Source organism: Streptomyces sp. NPDC003036 (assembly GCF_040611175.1).
In the GTDB taxonomy this organism is placed as follows: Bacteria; Actinomycetota; Actinomycetes; order Streptomycetales; family Streptomycetaceae; genus Streptomyces.
The window spans coordinates 162,749-178,265 of record NZ_JBEXNO010000010.1 but is presented as its reverse complement, the minus strand read 5'-3'; the positions used below and the strand labels follow the sequence as shown (position 1 = coordinate 178,265).

General features: G+C 71.5%; 14 protein-coding genes. 4 read left to right on the top strand and 10 right to left on the bottom strand.

The genetic code is table 11. The features are described 5' to 3' along the window. Positions 1–7 precede the first annotated feature (7 nt). Both ABZX67_RS10435 and ABZX67_RS10430 read right to left on the bottom strand, forming a co-directional pair. A complete protein-coding gene (locus ABZX67_RS10435; RefSeq protein WP_355356942.1) occupies positions 8–760 on the bottom strand; it encodes an NAD(P)H-binding protein in 753 nt (250 codons plus the stop codon). A gap of 21 nt (positions 761–781) precedes the next feature. Next, positions 782–1,708, bottom strand: coding sequence for a ScbA/BarX family gamma-butyrolactone biosynthesis protein (locus tag ABZX67_RS10430; protein ID WP_355356971.1), 927 nt, complete (start codon positions 1,706–1,708; stop codon positions 782–784). Between the two features lie 164 nt (positions 1,709–1,872). Between ABZX67_RS10430 and ABZX67_RS10425 the strand changes: the two genes are divergently transcribed. Together ABZX67_RS10425 and ABZX67_RS10420 are read left to right on the top strand one after the other, a co-directional pair. Then, the gene (locus ABZX67_RS10425; protein ID WP_355356940.1) at positions 1,873–2,517 is read left to right on the top strand and encodes a ScbR family autoregulator-binding transcription factor; all 645 of its coding nucleotides are present in this window, start codon (positions 1,873–1,875) and stop codon (positions 2,515–2,517) included. 368 nt (positions 2,518–2,885) lie between these two features. Continuing rightward, positions 2,886–3,767, top strand: coding sequence for a UbiA family prenyltransferase (locus ABZX67_RS10420; protein ID WP_355356938.1), 882 nt, complete (start codon positions 2,886–2,888; stop codon positions 3,765–3,767). Between the two features lie 63 nt (positions 3,768–3,830). Here ABZX67_RS10420 and ABZX67_RS10415 read toward each other — a convergent pair whose 3' ends face one another. The 8 genes from ABZX67_RS10415 to ABZX67_RS10380 form a co-directional block, all read right to left on the bottom strand. After that, a complete protein-coding gene (locus ABZX67_RS10415; RefSeq protein WP_355356936.1) occupies positions 3,831–4,571 on the bottom strand; it encodes a helix-turn-helix transcriptional regulator in 741 nt (246 codons plus the stop codon). A 186-nt stretch (positions 4,572–4,757) separates the two neighbouring features. Then, on the bottom strand, positions 4,758–5,708 hold the full coding sequence (locus ABZX67_RS10410; RefSeq protein WP_355356934.1) for a DMT family transporter: 951 nt from the start codon (positions 5,706–5,708) through the stop codon (positions 4,758–4,760). 2 nt (positions 5,709–5,710) lie between these two features. After that, positions 5,711–6,637, bottom strand: a complete 927-nt coding sequence (locus ABZX67_RS10405) for a hypothetical protein (protein ID WP_355356932.1) — start codon at positions 6,635–6,637, stop codon at positions 5,711–5,713. Positions 6,638–6,663: 26 nt separating this feature from the next. Continuing rightward, positions 6,664–7,410 carry an SDR family oxidoreductase gene (locus ABZX67_RS10400; RefSeq protein ID WP_355356930.1) on the bottom strand — a complete coding sequence of 249 codons (747 nt, stop codon included), beginning with the start codon at positions 7,408–7,410 and terminating at the stop codon, positions 6,664–6,666. A 16-nt stretch (positions 7,411–7,426) separates the two neighbouring features. Then, positions 7,427–8,545: a homoserine O-acetyltransferase gene (locus tag ABZX67_RS10395; protein ID WP_355356928.1), complete on the bottom strand. Its 1,119-nt coding sequence runs from the start codon at positions 8,543–8,545 to the stop codon at positions 7,427–7,429. Positions 8,546–8,556: 11 nt separating this feature from the next. Then, positions 8,557–9,516, bottom strand: a complete 960-nt coding sequence (gene cysK, locus ABZX67_RS10390) for a cysteine synthase A (RefSeq protein WP_355356926.1) — start codon at positions 9,514–9,516, stop codon at positions 8,557–8,559. A gap of 41 nt (positions 9,517–9,557) precedes the next feature. Continuing rightward, positions 9,558–10,403, bottom strand: coding sequence for an arginase family protein (locus ABZX67_RS10385; protein WP_355356924.1), 846 nt, complete (start codon positions 10,401–10,403; stop codon positions 9,558–9,560). A gap of 3 nt (positions 10,404–10,406) precedes the next feature. Then, positions 10,407–11,186, bottom strand: coding sequence for a YqcI/YcgG family protein (locus ABZX67_RS10380; RefSeq protein ID WP_355356922.1), 780 nt, complete (start codon positions 11,184–11,186; stop codon positions 10,407–10,409). A 679-nt stretch (positions 11,187–11,865) separates the two neighbouring features. Between ABZX67_RS10380 and ABZX67_RS10375 the strand changes: the two genes are divergently transcribed. Together ABZX67_RS10375 and ABZX67_RS10370 are read left to right on the top strand one after the other, a co-directional pair. After that, a complete protein-coding gene (locus ABZX67_RS10375; protein ID WP_355356920.1) occupies positions 11,866–14,172 on the top strand; it encodes a glycoside hydrolase family 78 protein in 2,307 nt (768 codons plus the stop codon). Positions 14,173–14,236: 64 nt separating this feature from the next. After that, the gene (locus tag ABZX67_RS10370) at positions 14,237–15,493 is read left to right on the top strand and encodes a family 1 glycosylhydrolase (RefSeq protein ID WP_355356918.1); all 1,257 of its coding nucleotides are present in this window, start codon (positions 14,237–14,239) and stop codon (positions 15,491–15,493) included. Positions 15,494–15,517 lie beyond the last annotated feature (24 nt).

Below are 15,517 nucleotides of genomic sequence, written 5' to 3'. Positions count from 1 at the left end.
TCGCCGCCTATCCGCTCGTCCCGCGCAGCCAGGTCGGCTTCCGCGTCCAGATGACCGCCCTCAACACCGACGAGCAGATCGACCAGCTCAACGCCTCGCTCCGGGTGAGCTCCTCGAACCGCAGGGGCCGTCCGAGGATTTGGGCGAGCTGGGCGGTCTGATCGGCCGCGCTGATGGCCTCGGGTCCGGACAGGCCGTACGCCCGGCCCTCGTGCCGACCCGGTTCGGTCAGGGCGCGGACGGCGACGGCCGCGATGTCGCGCGGGTCGACGCAGGCCACGCGGGACGTGCCGTACAGGGCGCGGACGACTCCCTCGGTGCGGATGCCGGGTGCCCAGGACAGCGTGTTGGACATGAAGGTGCGGGCGCGCAGGAACGTCCAGGCGAGACCGGACTCGCGGATGACGTCCTCGTTCCGGCACTGGGTGCGGGTGATGAGGTCGTCGGCGGCGGGCTCGGTGACGGCGAGCATGGACAGTTTCACCACGTGCCGTACGCCGGCGTCGCGGGCGGCCCGTACGAAGCGGGCGTCGTCGGGTTCGGTGACGCGGTTGGTCACCAGGAGGGCGGCGTCCACGCCGCGCAGGGCGGCGTCGAGGGAGGCCCGGTCGGCGTAGTCGGCGCGTACGGTCTCGACGCCGGGCCCCGTGACGCGCACCCGGCCGGGGTCGCGGGCGAGGAGGCGCAGGGGCCGTTTCCCGCACAGGAGACGGGCGACCTCTCGGCCGACCGGACCCGTCGCCCCCGTCACCAGGATCATGGCTCTCCTTCCGCGGTGCGGTCAGCGCGCGAGCGCGGGGCCGGACAGGGTGGCGGTGAAGACGCTCTGGGCGTCCTGCTGTCCGGTGACGCGGACGGCGAGGGTGCCCGGGAGGGTGTCCGGCAGGACCGAGGCCCTGATCCAGCAGGGCCGGTCGAACTCGGCGTACTGGTGGAAGCGGGTGACACCGGCGGTGGGGACGAACCGCGCGCCGGAGGTGGCGGCGCAGGCGGCCTGGCGGGCGGCCTCCAGCAGGAGCATGCCGGGCACGTGGTCCTTGGGCCGCTGGAAGAGGGTGCGGTGGGCGGTGTCCACGCGCAGCTCCCACAGGTTGCGGTGGGGCGTGGGCGACAGGACGACGTCGTCCGCGCGGGTCCGGCCGGCCTGGGCGGCGGGCAGCGGCCTGGTGGTGGCGCGCCAGGGGCGGGGCTGGGCGTGGTCGCCGCGCATCCGCTGGTAGACGGACGGGCCGATGAACCGGGTCAGGCCGGTGCCCGCGGCGACGAGGAGGCCGTCGCGGCGGACGAGCCAGTCGACCCGTCCCCGGGCGAGGGTCTCCCCGCGCCACACGAGGTCGGAGCAGGTGGTCTCGATCTCCACGTCGGCCGGCTCCCCACCGACCGCCATGTGCTCGGGGTAGCAGGCGTAGTCCAGGCCGGACATCAGGAAGTGGTGGCCGACCGGGACGCCGTACCCGGCGTGGAAGACGAGCATGGCGGCCTGCCGCATCGCCTCCATGAGGAGCAGCGGGTCGTGGCGGTCTCCGTGGACGGGCGCGAAGAACGGGTGGTCGTGGGGCAGTCGTGCGGTGACCGAGAATCGGTTCTCGTCCGTCCGGGTCCATCGGTGAGGGAAGGCGTCCCCCGGTCTGGTCCGGTGGACGAGCTCGATGGGAACCGGTTGACCGGTTTTTCTTTGCGGACGGGTGGCTATGGCCAGACCCGACAAAAGGGCATCTGAGTACATGGGTCCCCCCCGGGGCACATGGCGGGCAAACTGGTCTGTGGTGCGCGCGCACTGATAAGATACAGACTGAGCGGTTTTTTTTCTAGGGTGACCGGTTCCCGACCGGATGCGGCCACCGGACGATATCGATGACTGAGGAGGCAGGCGTGGCCAAGCAGGATCGCGCGATCCGCACCCGCCAGACGATCCTGGAGGCGGCGGCGGTCGTCTTCGAGCGACAGGGGTACCAGGCGGCCACCATCACCGAGATCCTCAAGGTGGCCGGCGTGACCAAGGGCGCCCTCTACTTCCACTTCCAGTCCAAGGAAGAGCTGGCGCTGGGCGTGTTCGACGCGCAGGAGCCGCCCGAGCAGGTCCCCCCGCAACCCCTGAAGCTCCAGGAACTGGTCGACATGGGCCTCTGGTTCACGTACCGGCTGCGGACCAACCTGCTCACCCGGGCCGGGGTGCGCCTCTCCATGGACCAGCAGGCGCACACCCTGGACCGGCGAGGACCGTTCCTGCGGTGGCGGGAGATGCTGCTGGGGCTGCTGAACCAGGCCCAGGAGAACGGCGAGTTGCTGCCCCACGTGAACACCGCGGAGGCGGCCGAGCTGATCATGGGCGCCTTCACCGGCATCCAGGTGGTGTCGCAGACCCTCAGCGACTACGCGGACCTGGAGGAGCGCTACATCTCGATGCAGCGCCACATCCTGCCCAGCCTGACGGTGCCCTCCGTGCTCGCCGCCCTGGACCTGTCGGCCGGCCGCACCGAGCGCATCACGGCCGAACTGGCCGCCGCGCAGGCCTGATCCACCCCGTACGACGCAGGCACGACCCGCACACCCTCACGCGCACGAGCACCCTCACGCACGTACGCCCACACGACCGTCCGCACCGCCGCGCGCCGTACCTCGACGCGCGACCGCGGGGCCGATCCGCCCACGGATCACCGCCCGCAACCCTCCCCCCACCTCCCTCTCTACTTCACCCTCTCGCCGCCACAAAGTGCCCTGACCGAGCGGTCGTTGGCCGCGTCGGGAGTACACCCCCTGTACGCCGATGGTTGTATGGCCGGGCCTGTGAGGCGATTCCTAGAGTTGCGCCCGTGATCAATCTCAGTGGGCAAGTGATCGTCGCCAGGCCGGCTCGAGTCCTGGATCTCCGTTGGCACTCAGCCGTGGAAACCCTTCGCCTCTGCGTGCAGGAGGCCCGTCCGACCGTCCAGGTCGCCTTTCTCCTGCGGTTCGCGGTCGGGATGGCGTCCGCGGCGCAGCTGCCGCACGCGCTGGCGCGGCCCGCGCTCGGCATGGCGTCCCTGTGGTGTGCCGTGGTCTACGCGTATCTGCTCAATGGTGTCACCGACGTCCGCGAGGACCGGGCCAACGGCTCGCGGCGCCCGATCGCCCGCGGCGACCTCCCCGCACGGACCGCGGCCAACGGCACCGTGCTCCTGGCCTGCGCCGCCCTCCTCCTCGGGGGGCTGGCCGGGCCCCGGGTGGTGCTCTGGACGGCCGGCTTCCTGGCGCTCAGCTGGGCCTACTCGGCCGAACCCGTAAAGGCCAAGTGCTCCAGCGGACGGTGCGCGATGGTGGTCTTCGGCTTGGGCGCGACCGCGTACGGCACGGGGGTCGCGGCGTCCGGCGGCGAGTGGACCGCGACGGGCGTGCTGGTCGCCGGGGTGATGTCGGCCTGGATGGCGCTGGTCGGTGCCGTGGTCAAGGACCTGGGCGACGTCCGCGGTGACGCGGCCGGCGGCCGCCGTACCGTCGCGGTCGTCCGCGGTCCGGCGGTCGCGCGTGCCCTGGCGGTGGCAGGCGCCGTCACCGTCGGCGCGGGTGCGCCGGCACTGGCACTGCTGTGGGCGACGCCCGCCCTGGCGGCCGCGGTGCCCGTGGCGCTGGGGGCGGTGTGGGTCGTCGCCCGGGTGCTGCACGGCGCCCGTCGTGAACACGCCGACCGCGCGGAACGGCGCGGCGCCTACCGGGCCTTCATGGTCACCCAGTACGTCGCGAACCTCGCCATGCTGGCCGTCCTGGCCCTGGGGCAGCCCCTCGGGTGAACCGGACGCCGACCTCCGCGAGCCCACCCTGATCACCCCGACCGCGCCGCTCCAGCGGCGCGGTCAACTCTTTTCCCCGAACGTCTTGTTGAGCGCCTGCACCCGGGAGTTGATGCCGAGCTTGCGGTACGCGTTGTGCAGATGGCGCTTGACGGTCGCCTCGGTGATCTCGAAGCGCCGGCTGATCTGCCGGTTCGTCAGGCCTTCGCGTACGGCCGCGAGGATCTCCCGCTCCCGCAGCGTCAGCGACTCCAGCGCCTGCGCGTCCGGATCCGCCTGGGAGCCCGTCCCGGACGGCCGCGGCGGACCGTCGGCAGAAGCCGGGGCGGGCACGGTAGCCGGGGCCGGGGTCGGGGCCGTTGGCCGTGTGGCCTCCTCGTAGCCGCGGATTCCCTGGTAGAGGCGCCTTCCCGTGACCGTACGGAACGTGGTGCTGATCTCCTGCTGGACCGCGTGCCGTTCCCCGGCCGGCATGAGGGCCGCCGCCCCCGTGGCCGCCTCCTGCATGGCCTGCCAGAGCACCTCGGCCGCCCGGACCGACTCGGACACCGGGATCTGCTGGGTGACGCGGTGCGCTCCCAGGAGCCGGGAGTACTCCCCCACCCCGGTGACCTCCGCAGGCCGGCCCGTCTCCAGGGACTGCGCGCACTCGGCCACGATGTTCTGTGCCTGGTACCGGCACTGCTGCCAGGCGTCGTCGCGGGTCGCCAGCGGGCTGCCGAGCCGCCGCAGCTCCGTCCGGTACGCCTCGATGATGGCGGATGTGGCGGTACGGAGGTGCTGTGCGGCTGCCTGACGACTCAACTCTCGCTTCCCCTTCTCCGGGGCCGCAGGCCGTTCCGGTTGGCCCCGCAGCATGATCGCGAAGAAACGTAGCACCATCGGTATCTGAGGAAAAGGCTGTCCGCAGGGTGAGAAAGCAGCAGTCCGGCGGCCCCAGAGCCACGGATTTCGTGGTGCTGGGGCCGCCGGACCGGTGACGTAGTCGCCTCAGGACGTCCGGGCCCGTTGGGTGACGACGATGCAGGCGAGCACGATGGCCGCGGTCAGCGGCACGGCCGCGCCGATCTCCTCGCCCAGCAGCAACACGGCCCACACGAGGGTCAGCAGCGGCTGCGCCAGCTGGAGTTGACTCGCGCGGGCCACCCCGATGAGCCCCATGCCCTTGTACCAGACGACGAACCCGCCGAACTGGGAGACGGCCGCGATGTACGCCATGCCGACCAGCGCCTTGGCCGTGAAGTGCACCGGCTCGTGCGGCAGTGCCCACAGGGACAGGACGAGGTTCACCGGGGCGGCCAGCACCACGCCCCAGGCGATGACCCGCCATCCCGGCATGTGGGCGGAGAGCCGCCCGCCGAAGGCGTACCCGGCGGCGCAGACGACGAGGGCGCCGAAGAGGTAGAGATCGGCGACCGTCGGCTTGCCGTGGCTCTGCGAGAGCGTGAAGGCGATGACGGTCGCCCCGCCGGTCAGGGCCGCCGCCCAGAACACCTTCGAGGGGCGGCGGCGGGTGAGGACCGCGGAGAACGCCGCGGTGGCCATCGGCAGCGCGCCGATGACGATCGCCGAGTTCGCCGTGGACGAGGTCTGCAGGGCGAGCGTGGTGAGCAGCGGGAAGCCGATCGCGCAGCCGCCCGCGACGACGGCGAGCGCCGGCCAGTCGGCTCGGGTCGGCAGCGGCGCCCGCGTCACGAGCAGCGCCGCGGCCGCGATGACGGCGGCGAGCACGCCGCGCACCCCGATGGCGCTCCACGGACCGAAGCCGTCGAGGGCCCACGCCGTGCCGGGGAAGCTGAAGGAGAAGCTGAGCACGCCGAGCGCGGCGTAGAGGGTGCCGCGCGGTACGACCGAGGCGGGGGGCGGGGCCGCGGCTCCGGCAGCCGGGGCGGAGGAACCCGCGGGCGGGGCGGAGATGGTCGGGGTCTGCTGCGTTGCCATGGTCATCCGTTCTTTCGGTCGCGGGAGAGGTGGTCCAGCCGGGCGGCGATGGCCTGCGCGAACCGGGCCGCGGAGCCTTCCGCGAAGGGCATGCTCAGCGACGGCTCGCACACTTCCAGCTCGAGCAGTACGGGCCTGCCGTCGCCGTCGCGGATCAGGTCGACGCGGCCGTACAGCAGCGGCTGCCCCAGCTCCAGCCGTGCCACCACGGCCTCCAGCGCGGCCGAGGCGACCGCCCGCTCATCCGGGGCGGCCTCCCGCGCGGTGCGGGCGTCCTGCGTGGGGACGTCGACGGTGCCGTCCGGCAGGAGCAGCGCCCGCTTGCGGATGGCGTGGCTGTACGCGCCGTCGAAGTAGATCAGGTCGGTCTCGCCGTCGCGGTCGACGGCGTCCAGATAGGGCTGGATCAGTGCGTCGCAGCCCTGCTGGAGCAGCTTGGCGATGTGCCGCGCCGCCTCGGGCTCCTGCGCGCGGGAGAATCGCTGCACGTCCCGCGAGTAGGCGCCGACGGTCGGCTTCACCACGAACTCCGCGGCCTCGGGGTGCCGTGCGAGGAAGGCCCGCAGGGCGTCGGCCGGGTCGGCCTCGGGCGCCACGAAACTGCTCGGCACGACCGGCACCCCGGCCGCGTCCAGATCGCCCAGGTAGCTCTTGTCGAGGTTCCAGCGCACCACGGGAAGCGGGTTGAGCAGGTGCGTCACGGCGGTGACGCGCTCGCACCACTCCAGGAAGCGCGGGAGTTGCTCGACGTAACTCCAAGGGGACCGCAGCAGCACGGCGTCGAAGACCCCCCAGTCGATGTCCGGGTCCTCCCAGCTGCATATCTCGGCCCGTAGTCCGACGGCCTGGCATGCCTCCAGCAGCAGCGGCATGTCGTAGTCGATCGGAAGGCTGGTCGTGTCGGTGGCCAGGGCCACGTGATTGCCCATCGAAATCACTCCATTGGTCGGCGGAATCACCAGGGGACGGTTTCTCCGCGATGCGTGTACGAGCCGGTCGGGCCGTCGTCGCCGAGCAGGGCCATCGCCACGCCCGTCCGCGCGCCGTCCGGGACGTCGAGGTCTCCCTCGCCGTCGTTCAGGCCGGTCCGGGTGTAGCCGGGGTGCACGGCGTTCACCTTGATCGGGGTGTCGCGCAGCTCGTAGGCGAGGTGCGCGGTCCAGGAGTTGACCGCGCTCTTGGAGGCGCTGTAGGCGGGGAGGGACTTGAACATGTCGCTGTAGGCGTACGAGTCGGGATCGCTGTGGGTGCCGACGGAGCCCAGCAGGCTGGACATGTTCACGATGCGTCCCGCCGGGGACCGTCGCAGGAGGGGCAGCAGCGCCCGGGTCACCTCGACGACGCCGAACAAGTTGGTGTCGAAGGTCTGGCGCCATAGCGAGAGCGGCTGCTCCGACGGCTTCCTGCCGTACTCCTCGATACGGATCGCGGCGTTGTTGACGAGGATGTCGAGCCGGCCGTACGACCGCTCGACCTCGTCGGCGGCGGCCCGGATGCTGCCGGCGTCGGTCACGTCGAGGACCAGCGGCTCCACCGCCCGGGCGGTCCGGCGCAGTTCCTTCACCGCCACGGCGACCGCCTCGCGGTCCCGTCCGGCGAGGAGCACGTGGACGCCCCGGGCGGCGAGTTGGCGTGCCGTCTCGAAGCCGATGCCGCGGTTGGCGCCGGTGACGAGGGCCAGCCGGGTCGAGGGGTCGGACATACGAACCTCCGTAGTGCTACAGCGTGGTGAGGAATTTCGCGACGGGCGTGCCGAAGCGGTCGATGTCGACGAGGAAGGCGTCGTGGCCTTCGTCGGAATCCAGTGCCAGGAACTCGGCGTCCGTGCCGCCGGCGCCGAGGCCGTCGGCGATCTCCCGCTGCTGTCGGAGCGGAAAGAGGATGTCGGTCTCCACCCCGATGGCCAGCGCCTTCTCGAGCCGTATCCGGGCCAGGGCCTCGGCGGTCGTGGAGCCGGAGGACTCTCCGAGGTCGAAACGGTCCATGCAGCGGCTGAGGTGGAGATAGCTGTTGGGGTCGAACCGGCCGGCGAACTTCCGGGCGTGGCATTCGAGGTACGCCTCGACCTCGAACTCCGGACCGAAGCGTTCGCCGTCCGTGCGGCGCTCCGCCGCGATGCGGGCACGGCCGAAGCGGCTGTCCCACTCCCGGGCCGAACGGTAGGTCGCCATGCCCAGCTTGCGTGCCGTGAGCATGCCGCGGTGCGGGTAGGTGCGCGCGTCGTAGCGGCCGCCGTTCCACTGCGGGTCGAAGCGGATCGCCTCGCGTTGCAGCGAGCGGATCGCCGTCGCGAAGGGCAGCGAGTTCGCCGCCCCGCAGATGTTCAGGTGGGTGCGGGCCAGGCCGGGGTGCCGGGCCAGCAGGGACAGCGCGGTCATCCCGCCCATGGAGGTGCCGATGACGCACGCGAGCCGCTCGATGCCCAGGGCACGCACGGTGTGGGCGGCCGCGTCCGCGATGTCCTCCAGCGACAGTTCGGGGAAGTCGGGGCCGTACGGCTCGCCCGTGGCGGGATCGGTGGAGGCCGGCCCGGTGGAGCCCTTGCAACTGCCCAGCGCGTTCAGGCAGATCACGTACCAGCGGTCCGTGTCGACCGGCTTGCCCGGCCCCACCATGGCCTCCCACCATCCCGGCGAGGGGTCCGCCGGGTGGGAGGCGACATGGCTGTCGGGAGAGAGGCCGGTGAGGACGAGGACGGCGTTGTCGCGTTCGGGCCTCAGCCGTCCGACGGTCTCGTACGCCACGCGCGCACCGGTGAGGGTCCCGCCGCAGCGCAGGGTGAACGGATCGGGCAGAGCGGCGAACCGGGCGGCCGGGGGAACGAATTCCCTCTTCACGTCAGTTCCCTTCAGTCCAGTGACGCGAGCCACTCGTCGTCCGATCCCTCGTTGACGCCCTCCATGAGGAACGTGGACAGATAGCGCTCGCCGGTGTCCGGCAGCATGGCGAGCAGCACCGACCCCTCGGGCGCGGTCTCCGCGACGCGCAGCGCGGTCGCCAGGGTGGCGCCGGCGGAGATGCCGGCGAAGATGCCCTCCTCCGCGGCGAGCCGACGCGCGGTGTCACGGCCCACCGTCTCGTCGATGGTGACCAGCTCGTCGATGACTCTGTCGTCGAGCACACTGGGCACGAAGTTGGGGGACCAGCCCTGGATCCGGTGGACGTTCCACTCCTTCTTGCCCAGGATGGCCGCGTTCTCCGGCTCGGCGGCGACGACCCGGACCCCGGGGCGGGCGGTCTTCAGCATCTGCCCGACGCCGGTGAGGGTGCCGCTGGTGCCGAACCCGGTGACGAAGTAGTCCAGCCGCTTGCCCGCGAAGTCGGCGAGGATCTCCGACGCCGTGGTCTCCCGGTGGTAGGCGGGGTTGGCCGGGTTGTCGAACTGGTTGGCCCGGAACCAGCCGTGCTTCTCGGCCAGTTCGTCGGCGATGCGGTTGCCGCCGCTGCTGCCCAGCTCGCCGGGGAAGAGGATGACCTTGCCGCCGTACGCCCGGATGAGCTTGCGCCGCTCCTGCGAGTACGTGTCGCCCATGACGGCGACGAAGTGGTAGCCGCGCGCCGCGGCCACCATCGCCAGGGCGATGCCGACGTTCCCGGAGGTGCACTCGACGATCGTGTCGCCGGGCTTCAGCAGCCCCTTGGCCTCGGCGTCGAGGACCACGGAGAGTGCGAGCCGGTCCTTGACCGAGCCGCCGGGGTTGAACGCCTCCACCTTCACGTAGACCGTGGCGTGTGCGGGGCCGAGCCGGTTCAGTCTGACGATCGGGGTGCGGCCGACGGTGTCGAGGATGCTGTCGAAGAGGGGCATGGGATCTCCTTGACGGGCTGGTGGGGAGAGAGGAAGCGGGCCTACCGGCCGGCGAAGGCGTTCTCGCGGGCGTTCTCGAAGGGGTTTTCGAAGACGGGCGCGATCATGTCGAGGATCACGGCGACCGCACGTTCGTTCTGCGCCTCGTCCGAGGAGGCGTCGAACTCGGCCAGTTCGACCCCGAGCAGCCGGTCCGCCGGGATCGTGTCGAAGACGGTCCGGATCTGCTCCGGGAGCAGGCCGTCGGGGACGGTGTAGTCGGCCGGCACATGGCCCGGTTCGAGTACGTCCCAGTCGATGTGCACCCAGACGGGGCGGTCGCCGATGGCGTCCAGGATGTTCTCCGCCGTCGTCTCCCCGGGCGGGATGACCCGAACCCCGGCCCGGGCGATGAGCCCCGCCTCGGCCTCGTCGATGTCCCGCGCGCCGACCAGCACCGCCTGCGAGGCGGGCAGCCCGCCGCCGTGGCCGCTGTCCCACAGGCCGCACGCGGCGGCGAGGACCATCCCGCCCAGGTAGCCGGTGCCGGTCGTGTCCGGTGTGTTGAAGTCGCCGTGTCCGTCGATGTAGAGCACGACCGCGTCCGGGAGCTCCCTGGCCACGACCGGCAGCGTGCCGATGCTCGCCGGGCAGGTGTTGGAGACGAGGACCGTACGGTGGCCGCCGCGGATGCTCTCGCCGACCGCCCGGCCCAGTGCGGTCAACTGCCCCTCGGCCTGCGGAAGGCTGACGCTCCAGTCGTCGTTCGCGGCCGGAGCGGGCTCGCCGATCCATCGGCCGGTGAGTCCGTACCGCTCCTCCACGGCGCGCGCGATGCGGGCGGCGCCCTCGATCATGCGGGGCTTCCGGTCGGCCACCCGGCCCTGGGAGACGATGAGCTCGATCATGAGTCAGGCATTCCTCTGCGTGTCGTCGGTGTCGTCGGTGTCGTGGGGCCGGAAGGGGCAGGTGTCGGTTCGCCCGGTGTTCTCCTCGATCAGGCCGTACTGGCGCCATTCGAGGGCGCCGACGCCGTAGGAACCCAATTGCGGCGAGTGCTGGACACCGTCGTAACGGTGTATGCGCTTGCGGATGTTGGCGCGGACTTTCCGGCCGCTCGGAGTTTCTCCGGCGAACACATCGAACCGCTCGCGCGGATTGATGACGAGTACGAAGGAACCGCCGAGGTTCCGGCTGCGGCGAACCCGGTGCGCGGGGTTGCTCATATTGCAGAACAGCGGCATTCCGTTGAAGCACATGGACCACGTCTCGGCATCGGGATGCCGCGCGACGCCGGCGGGCCAGGGCGCGGGGTCGACACGGTGCAGTTCCTGCAGCACGTGCCAGCCGAAGGCGTGGTGGCCTTCGACCGAGTCCGCCGTCACGGCGTCCGGCGGGAACACCACGACCAGCGGATACGCGGTGTCCAGTTGACCGTCCCAGCGCCCCGCCTCCTCGACGTACTCCGTCAGAGCCGCCGCCAGATGCCGAATGCCGTCGCTCCCGCCGTCCGCCACGAAGACGAACCTCAGGAGCTGCTTGCGGAAAGCGTTCCGCGAGAAGACGCAAGGAAAGTCCGGGTCGGCGAGCCGCGCCGCAATCTCCTCGACTGCAGTGCGCTGCCAGCCCTCTTCGAAGTCACTTGTCTGCGCCTGGGAAACAATTGCTGTGGGTTGCTGAGACGTGTGCACCTAGCCATCCGTTTCTGCGGTTACGGGCTGTGGCGATGACCATGGTGACCTGCGGAAACGGAGCGTCACAACACATTGAAACGAAGGGTTGAGAAACGGAGCACGGCCCGTACAACCATGGTTGTACGGGCCGTGCTTTTCTGCCTTCGCGGTGACCGGATCAGGTGGTGTAACCGGAGTGGGATGGCGGTTCCGGGGACCGAGAATCGCTTCTGGGTGTTCTCGGGCGACCAGTACCTCCTGATCGAGGTCGCCGCCGACGCCACCGCCAGGGGACGCCTCCAAGAACCGCGCCCGATCACCGACTGGCCACCATTCCAGACGGATTGAGCCCGCCAGGTTGATCACGGCCCCCGGCGAAGTCGAGCCCGACGACGTGGTCAACGCCTGCCCGGCTCATCTCCTCCTGCGTCTTCGGGGTGCGGGCGCTGCCGCCGATGGTGCGGGCGGTGTGGAACATCGCCGCCTGCCTCGCCGGGGCCGGGCCGCCGTCCGGTCGGCATCGAGGCGGACGAGCGTCGCGGTGTCGCCACCGCGCCAGAGAGCAGCCCGACTGCGGCCCGGCGGGGCCTGCACACCGCCATGAACGCATCCTCGCGCCACCACACCTGCCGCCGTGACGCACGCCACACTCCTGAATGCCTAGCTTTCACTAGGTATTAGCCGCATGATGGCCGCCATGTCCCCCCACTGGACCCCGACCGCACGCGTCGCCAGCCCCCGCCCCTCTGCACCCGCCTCCACGGAAGGCGGCGCCCGCCCCGCCGCCCTGCTGCGTGGCGAGTTCACCACGCGGGCAGCGGTGCGATCGGCGCGACTCCTCGTCACCGCCCTCGGCGTCTACGAGCTGGAGCTCAACGGAACCATGGTGGGCGACCACGTCCTGGCCCCCGGCTGGACGAGCTACCGCCATCGCCACCGCTACCAGTCCTTCGACGTCACGGCCCTGGTCCGCGAGGGCCGCAACGCCTGGGGTGCCCACCTGGCCGACGGCTGGTACCGGGGCCTGCTCGGATTCAACGGCGGTACCCGGGACATCTACGGTGAGCACACCGGACTCCTCGCCGAACTGCGCGTGGAGTACACCGACGGCTCCGCCGACACCGTCGGTACCGGAGACGGCTGGCGCTGGAGCCCCGGGCCTGTACTCACCGCCGGTCTGTACGAGGGCGAGGAGTACGACGCCCGCCGCGAGCAAGCCGGCTTCAGCGAACCCGGCTTCGACGACTCGGCGTGGCAGCCGGTGGAGATCCTGGACTTCGACACCACCGTCCTCTTCCCGGCCGACAGCCCCCCGGTGCGCCGCATGCAGCACCTGGCACCCGTCTCCGTGACCACCTCACCCACGAGCCGGACCATCCTCGACTTCGGTCAGAACCTCGTCGGGCGGCTGCGCATCCGCGTCCGCGGCGAGGCCGGCCGCACGGTCACCCTCCGCCATGCCGAGGTGCTGCAGGACGGCGACCTCTGCACCCGTCCGCTGCGGCACGCCACCGCCACCGACCGCTACGTCCTGCGCGGCGACCCGGCGGGCGAGGAGTGGGAACCCCGCTTCACCTTCCACGGCTTCCGCTACGCCGAGGTCGAGGGCTGGCCCGGCGAGCTCGACCCCGCCGACATCACGGCCGTCGTGCTCCACAGCGACCTGCGCCGCACCGGCTGGTTCTCCTGCTCGGACGACTCCCTGAACCGCCTGCACGAGAACGTGGTGTGGGGGATGCGCGGCAACTTCGTCGACGTACCCACCGACTGCCCGCAACGCGACGAGCGCCTCGGCTGGACCGGCGACGTCCAGGTCTTCGCCCCCACCGCCGCCTTCCTCTACGACGTCCGCGACTTCCTGCGCTCCTGGCTGCGCGATCTCGCCGCCGACCAAGGCGACGACGAACGCCGCGTACCCCCGGTGTTCAGCCCCGACATCCCGGTGATCACGCCGGTACCCATGCCGCCCGGCAACCCGCCGATGGCCGGCTGGTGTGACGCGGCCGTCATCGTCCCCTGGGTGCTGTACGAGCGCTATGGCGACGCCGACGTGCTGCGCGCCCAGTACCCCTCGATGCGTGGCTGGGTCGACGCCGTCGACCGGATCGCCGGGCCGGACCGCATCTGGGGTGAGGGGTTCCAGTTCGGCGACTGGCTCGACCCGACCGCCCCGGCGGACGATCCCGGCCGCGCGATGACGGCGTCCACCCTGGTCGCCACGGCGTACTTCGCCCACTCCGCTCGGCTCCTGGCCCGCACCGCCGGGGTCTTGGGGAACAAGGACGACTCCGCGCACTACCACGCCCTGGCCGACGCGGTCCGCGACGCCTTCAACTCCCGTTTCCACGCCGGAGGCGGGCGTCTGACGGAGGAGACTCAGACCGCCTACGCCCTCGCCCTGTGCTTCCGGCTGCTGGAGGACGACGCCGACCGCGCGGAGGCCGGACGCCGGCTGGCCGGTCTGGTGGCCGAGCGCGGGCACCGCATCGGCACCGGCTTCCTCGGCACGCCCCTGGTGTGCGACGCGCTGACCGACACCGGGCACGTGGACACCGCCTACCGGCTGCTGACCCAACGGGCCTCCCCCTCGTGGCTCCACCAGGTCGACATGGGCGCCACCACCGTATGGGAACGCTGGGACAGCATGCTCCCCGACGGCAGCGTCAACCCCGGCGAGATGACCTCCTTCAACCACTACGCGCTCGGCGCGGTCGCCGACTGGATCCACCGCACCGTCGCCGGACTGGCCCCCGCCGAGCCGGGCTATCGGCGACTGCTGGTCCGTCCCCGTCCCGGCGGGGGCCTCACCTGGGCCCGGGCCGACCACGACACGCCGTACGGCCGCGCCGGGATCGGATGGCGTCGCGAGGGCGGCACGCTGCACGTCGACCTCCTCGTACCGCCGGACGTCACCGCACTGGTCGAGCTGCCGGGCACGGAGCCCATGGAGATCGGACCCGGCCGGCACACCTTCCGGCCCCCGTTTCCCGCAACCGCACGGTGACGCCCGTCGAATCGGCTCAGGCCGACCCGCTCACCGGACCACCGGCTCAGTGCAAGGAGCACACATGACACACACCAAGCTGCCCGACACCTTCCTGTGGGGCGTCGCCACCGCGGGGCATCAGAACGAGGGCCACAACAGCGCCAGCGACACCTGGTTCCTGGAGCACACGACGCCCTCGCTGTTCCGCGAGCCGAGCGGGCCGGCCTGCCGGGGCTACCAGCAGTGGGAGACGGACCTCGACCTGGCCGCCGGACTCGGACTCAACGCCTTCCGTTTCTCCGTCGAGTGGGCCCGCGTCGAACCCGAGCCCGGCGTCGTCTCCGCCGAGGCCCTCGACCACTACGAGCGCAAGGTCGACGGCTGCCTCAAACGTGGTATGGCGCCCCTGGTGACGTTCAGCCACTTCACCGCACCGCACTGGTTCGCGGCGGCCGGTTCCTGGACCGCCGCCGACGCCCCGGCACGGTTCGCCGAGCAGTGTGACCGGGTCATGGCCCGCTTCGGCGACCGCATCGCGTACGCCGTCACCCTCAACGAACCCAACCTGGAGCAGCTGCTCCAGGCGGGCGCGAAGCTCCCGGCCGAGGCGGAGACGCTCAAGACGCAGATGCTCGCGGCCGCCGCACGCGCCGCCGGCAGCGACACCTACGCCAGCGCGAACGTCATCCCCGCCCACCGGCAGGACGAGTTCCAGGCCGCATTCACCCGTGCCCACCGCGCCGCCCGCGACGCGATCAAGGCCCGCCGGAGCGACCTGCCCGTCGGCGTCTCCATCGCCATCGCCGACGAGGTGGCGCTACCCGGTGGCGAGGAACGCAGGGACGCCAAGCGCGCCGCGGTCTACGAACACTGGCTGCACGAGGCCCGCAACGACGACTTCATCGGCGTACAGAACTACGAGCGCATCGTGCACGGCCCCGACGGCGAGGTGACGGCCGACGGCGAGCTCAACGGCATGGGCACGGCCATCGCGCCCGAGTCCCTCGCCGGCGCCGTGCGCTACGCCCACGAGAGGGCGGGGGTGCCGGTCCTCGTGACCGAACACGGCATCCAGACCTCGGACGACACACAGCGCGCCGCCTTCGTTCCCGCCGCGATCCACGGGCTCGCAGCCGAGGTCGGCGCGGGCACGCCCGTCCTCGGCTACTGCCACTGGACGCTCATGGACAACTTCGAGTGGATCTTCGGATACGGGGCCCAGCTCGGGCTTCACGAGGTCGACCGCGAAACGTTCCGGCGCCGTCCGAAGCCGAGCGCGAAGGCGTACGCGGACGTCGTGCGGAGCTACCGAGGTACGCCCGCCGACGGCAGGGCCTGACCCGCTCCGGACAGCCCACAGCCA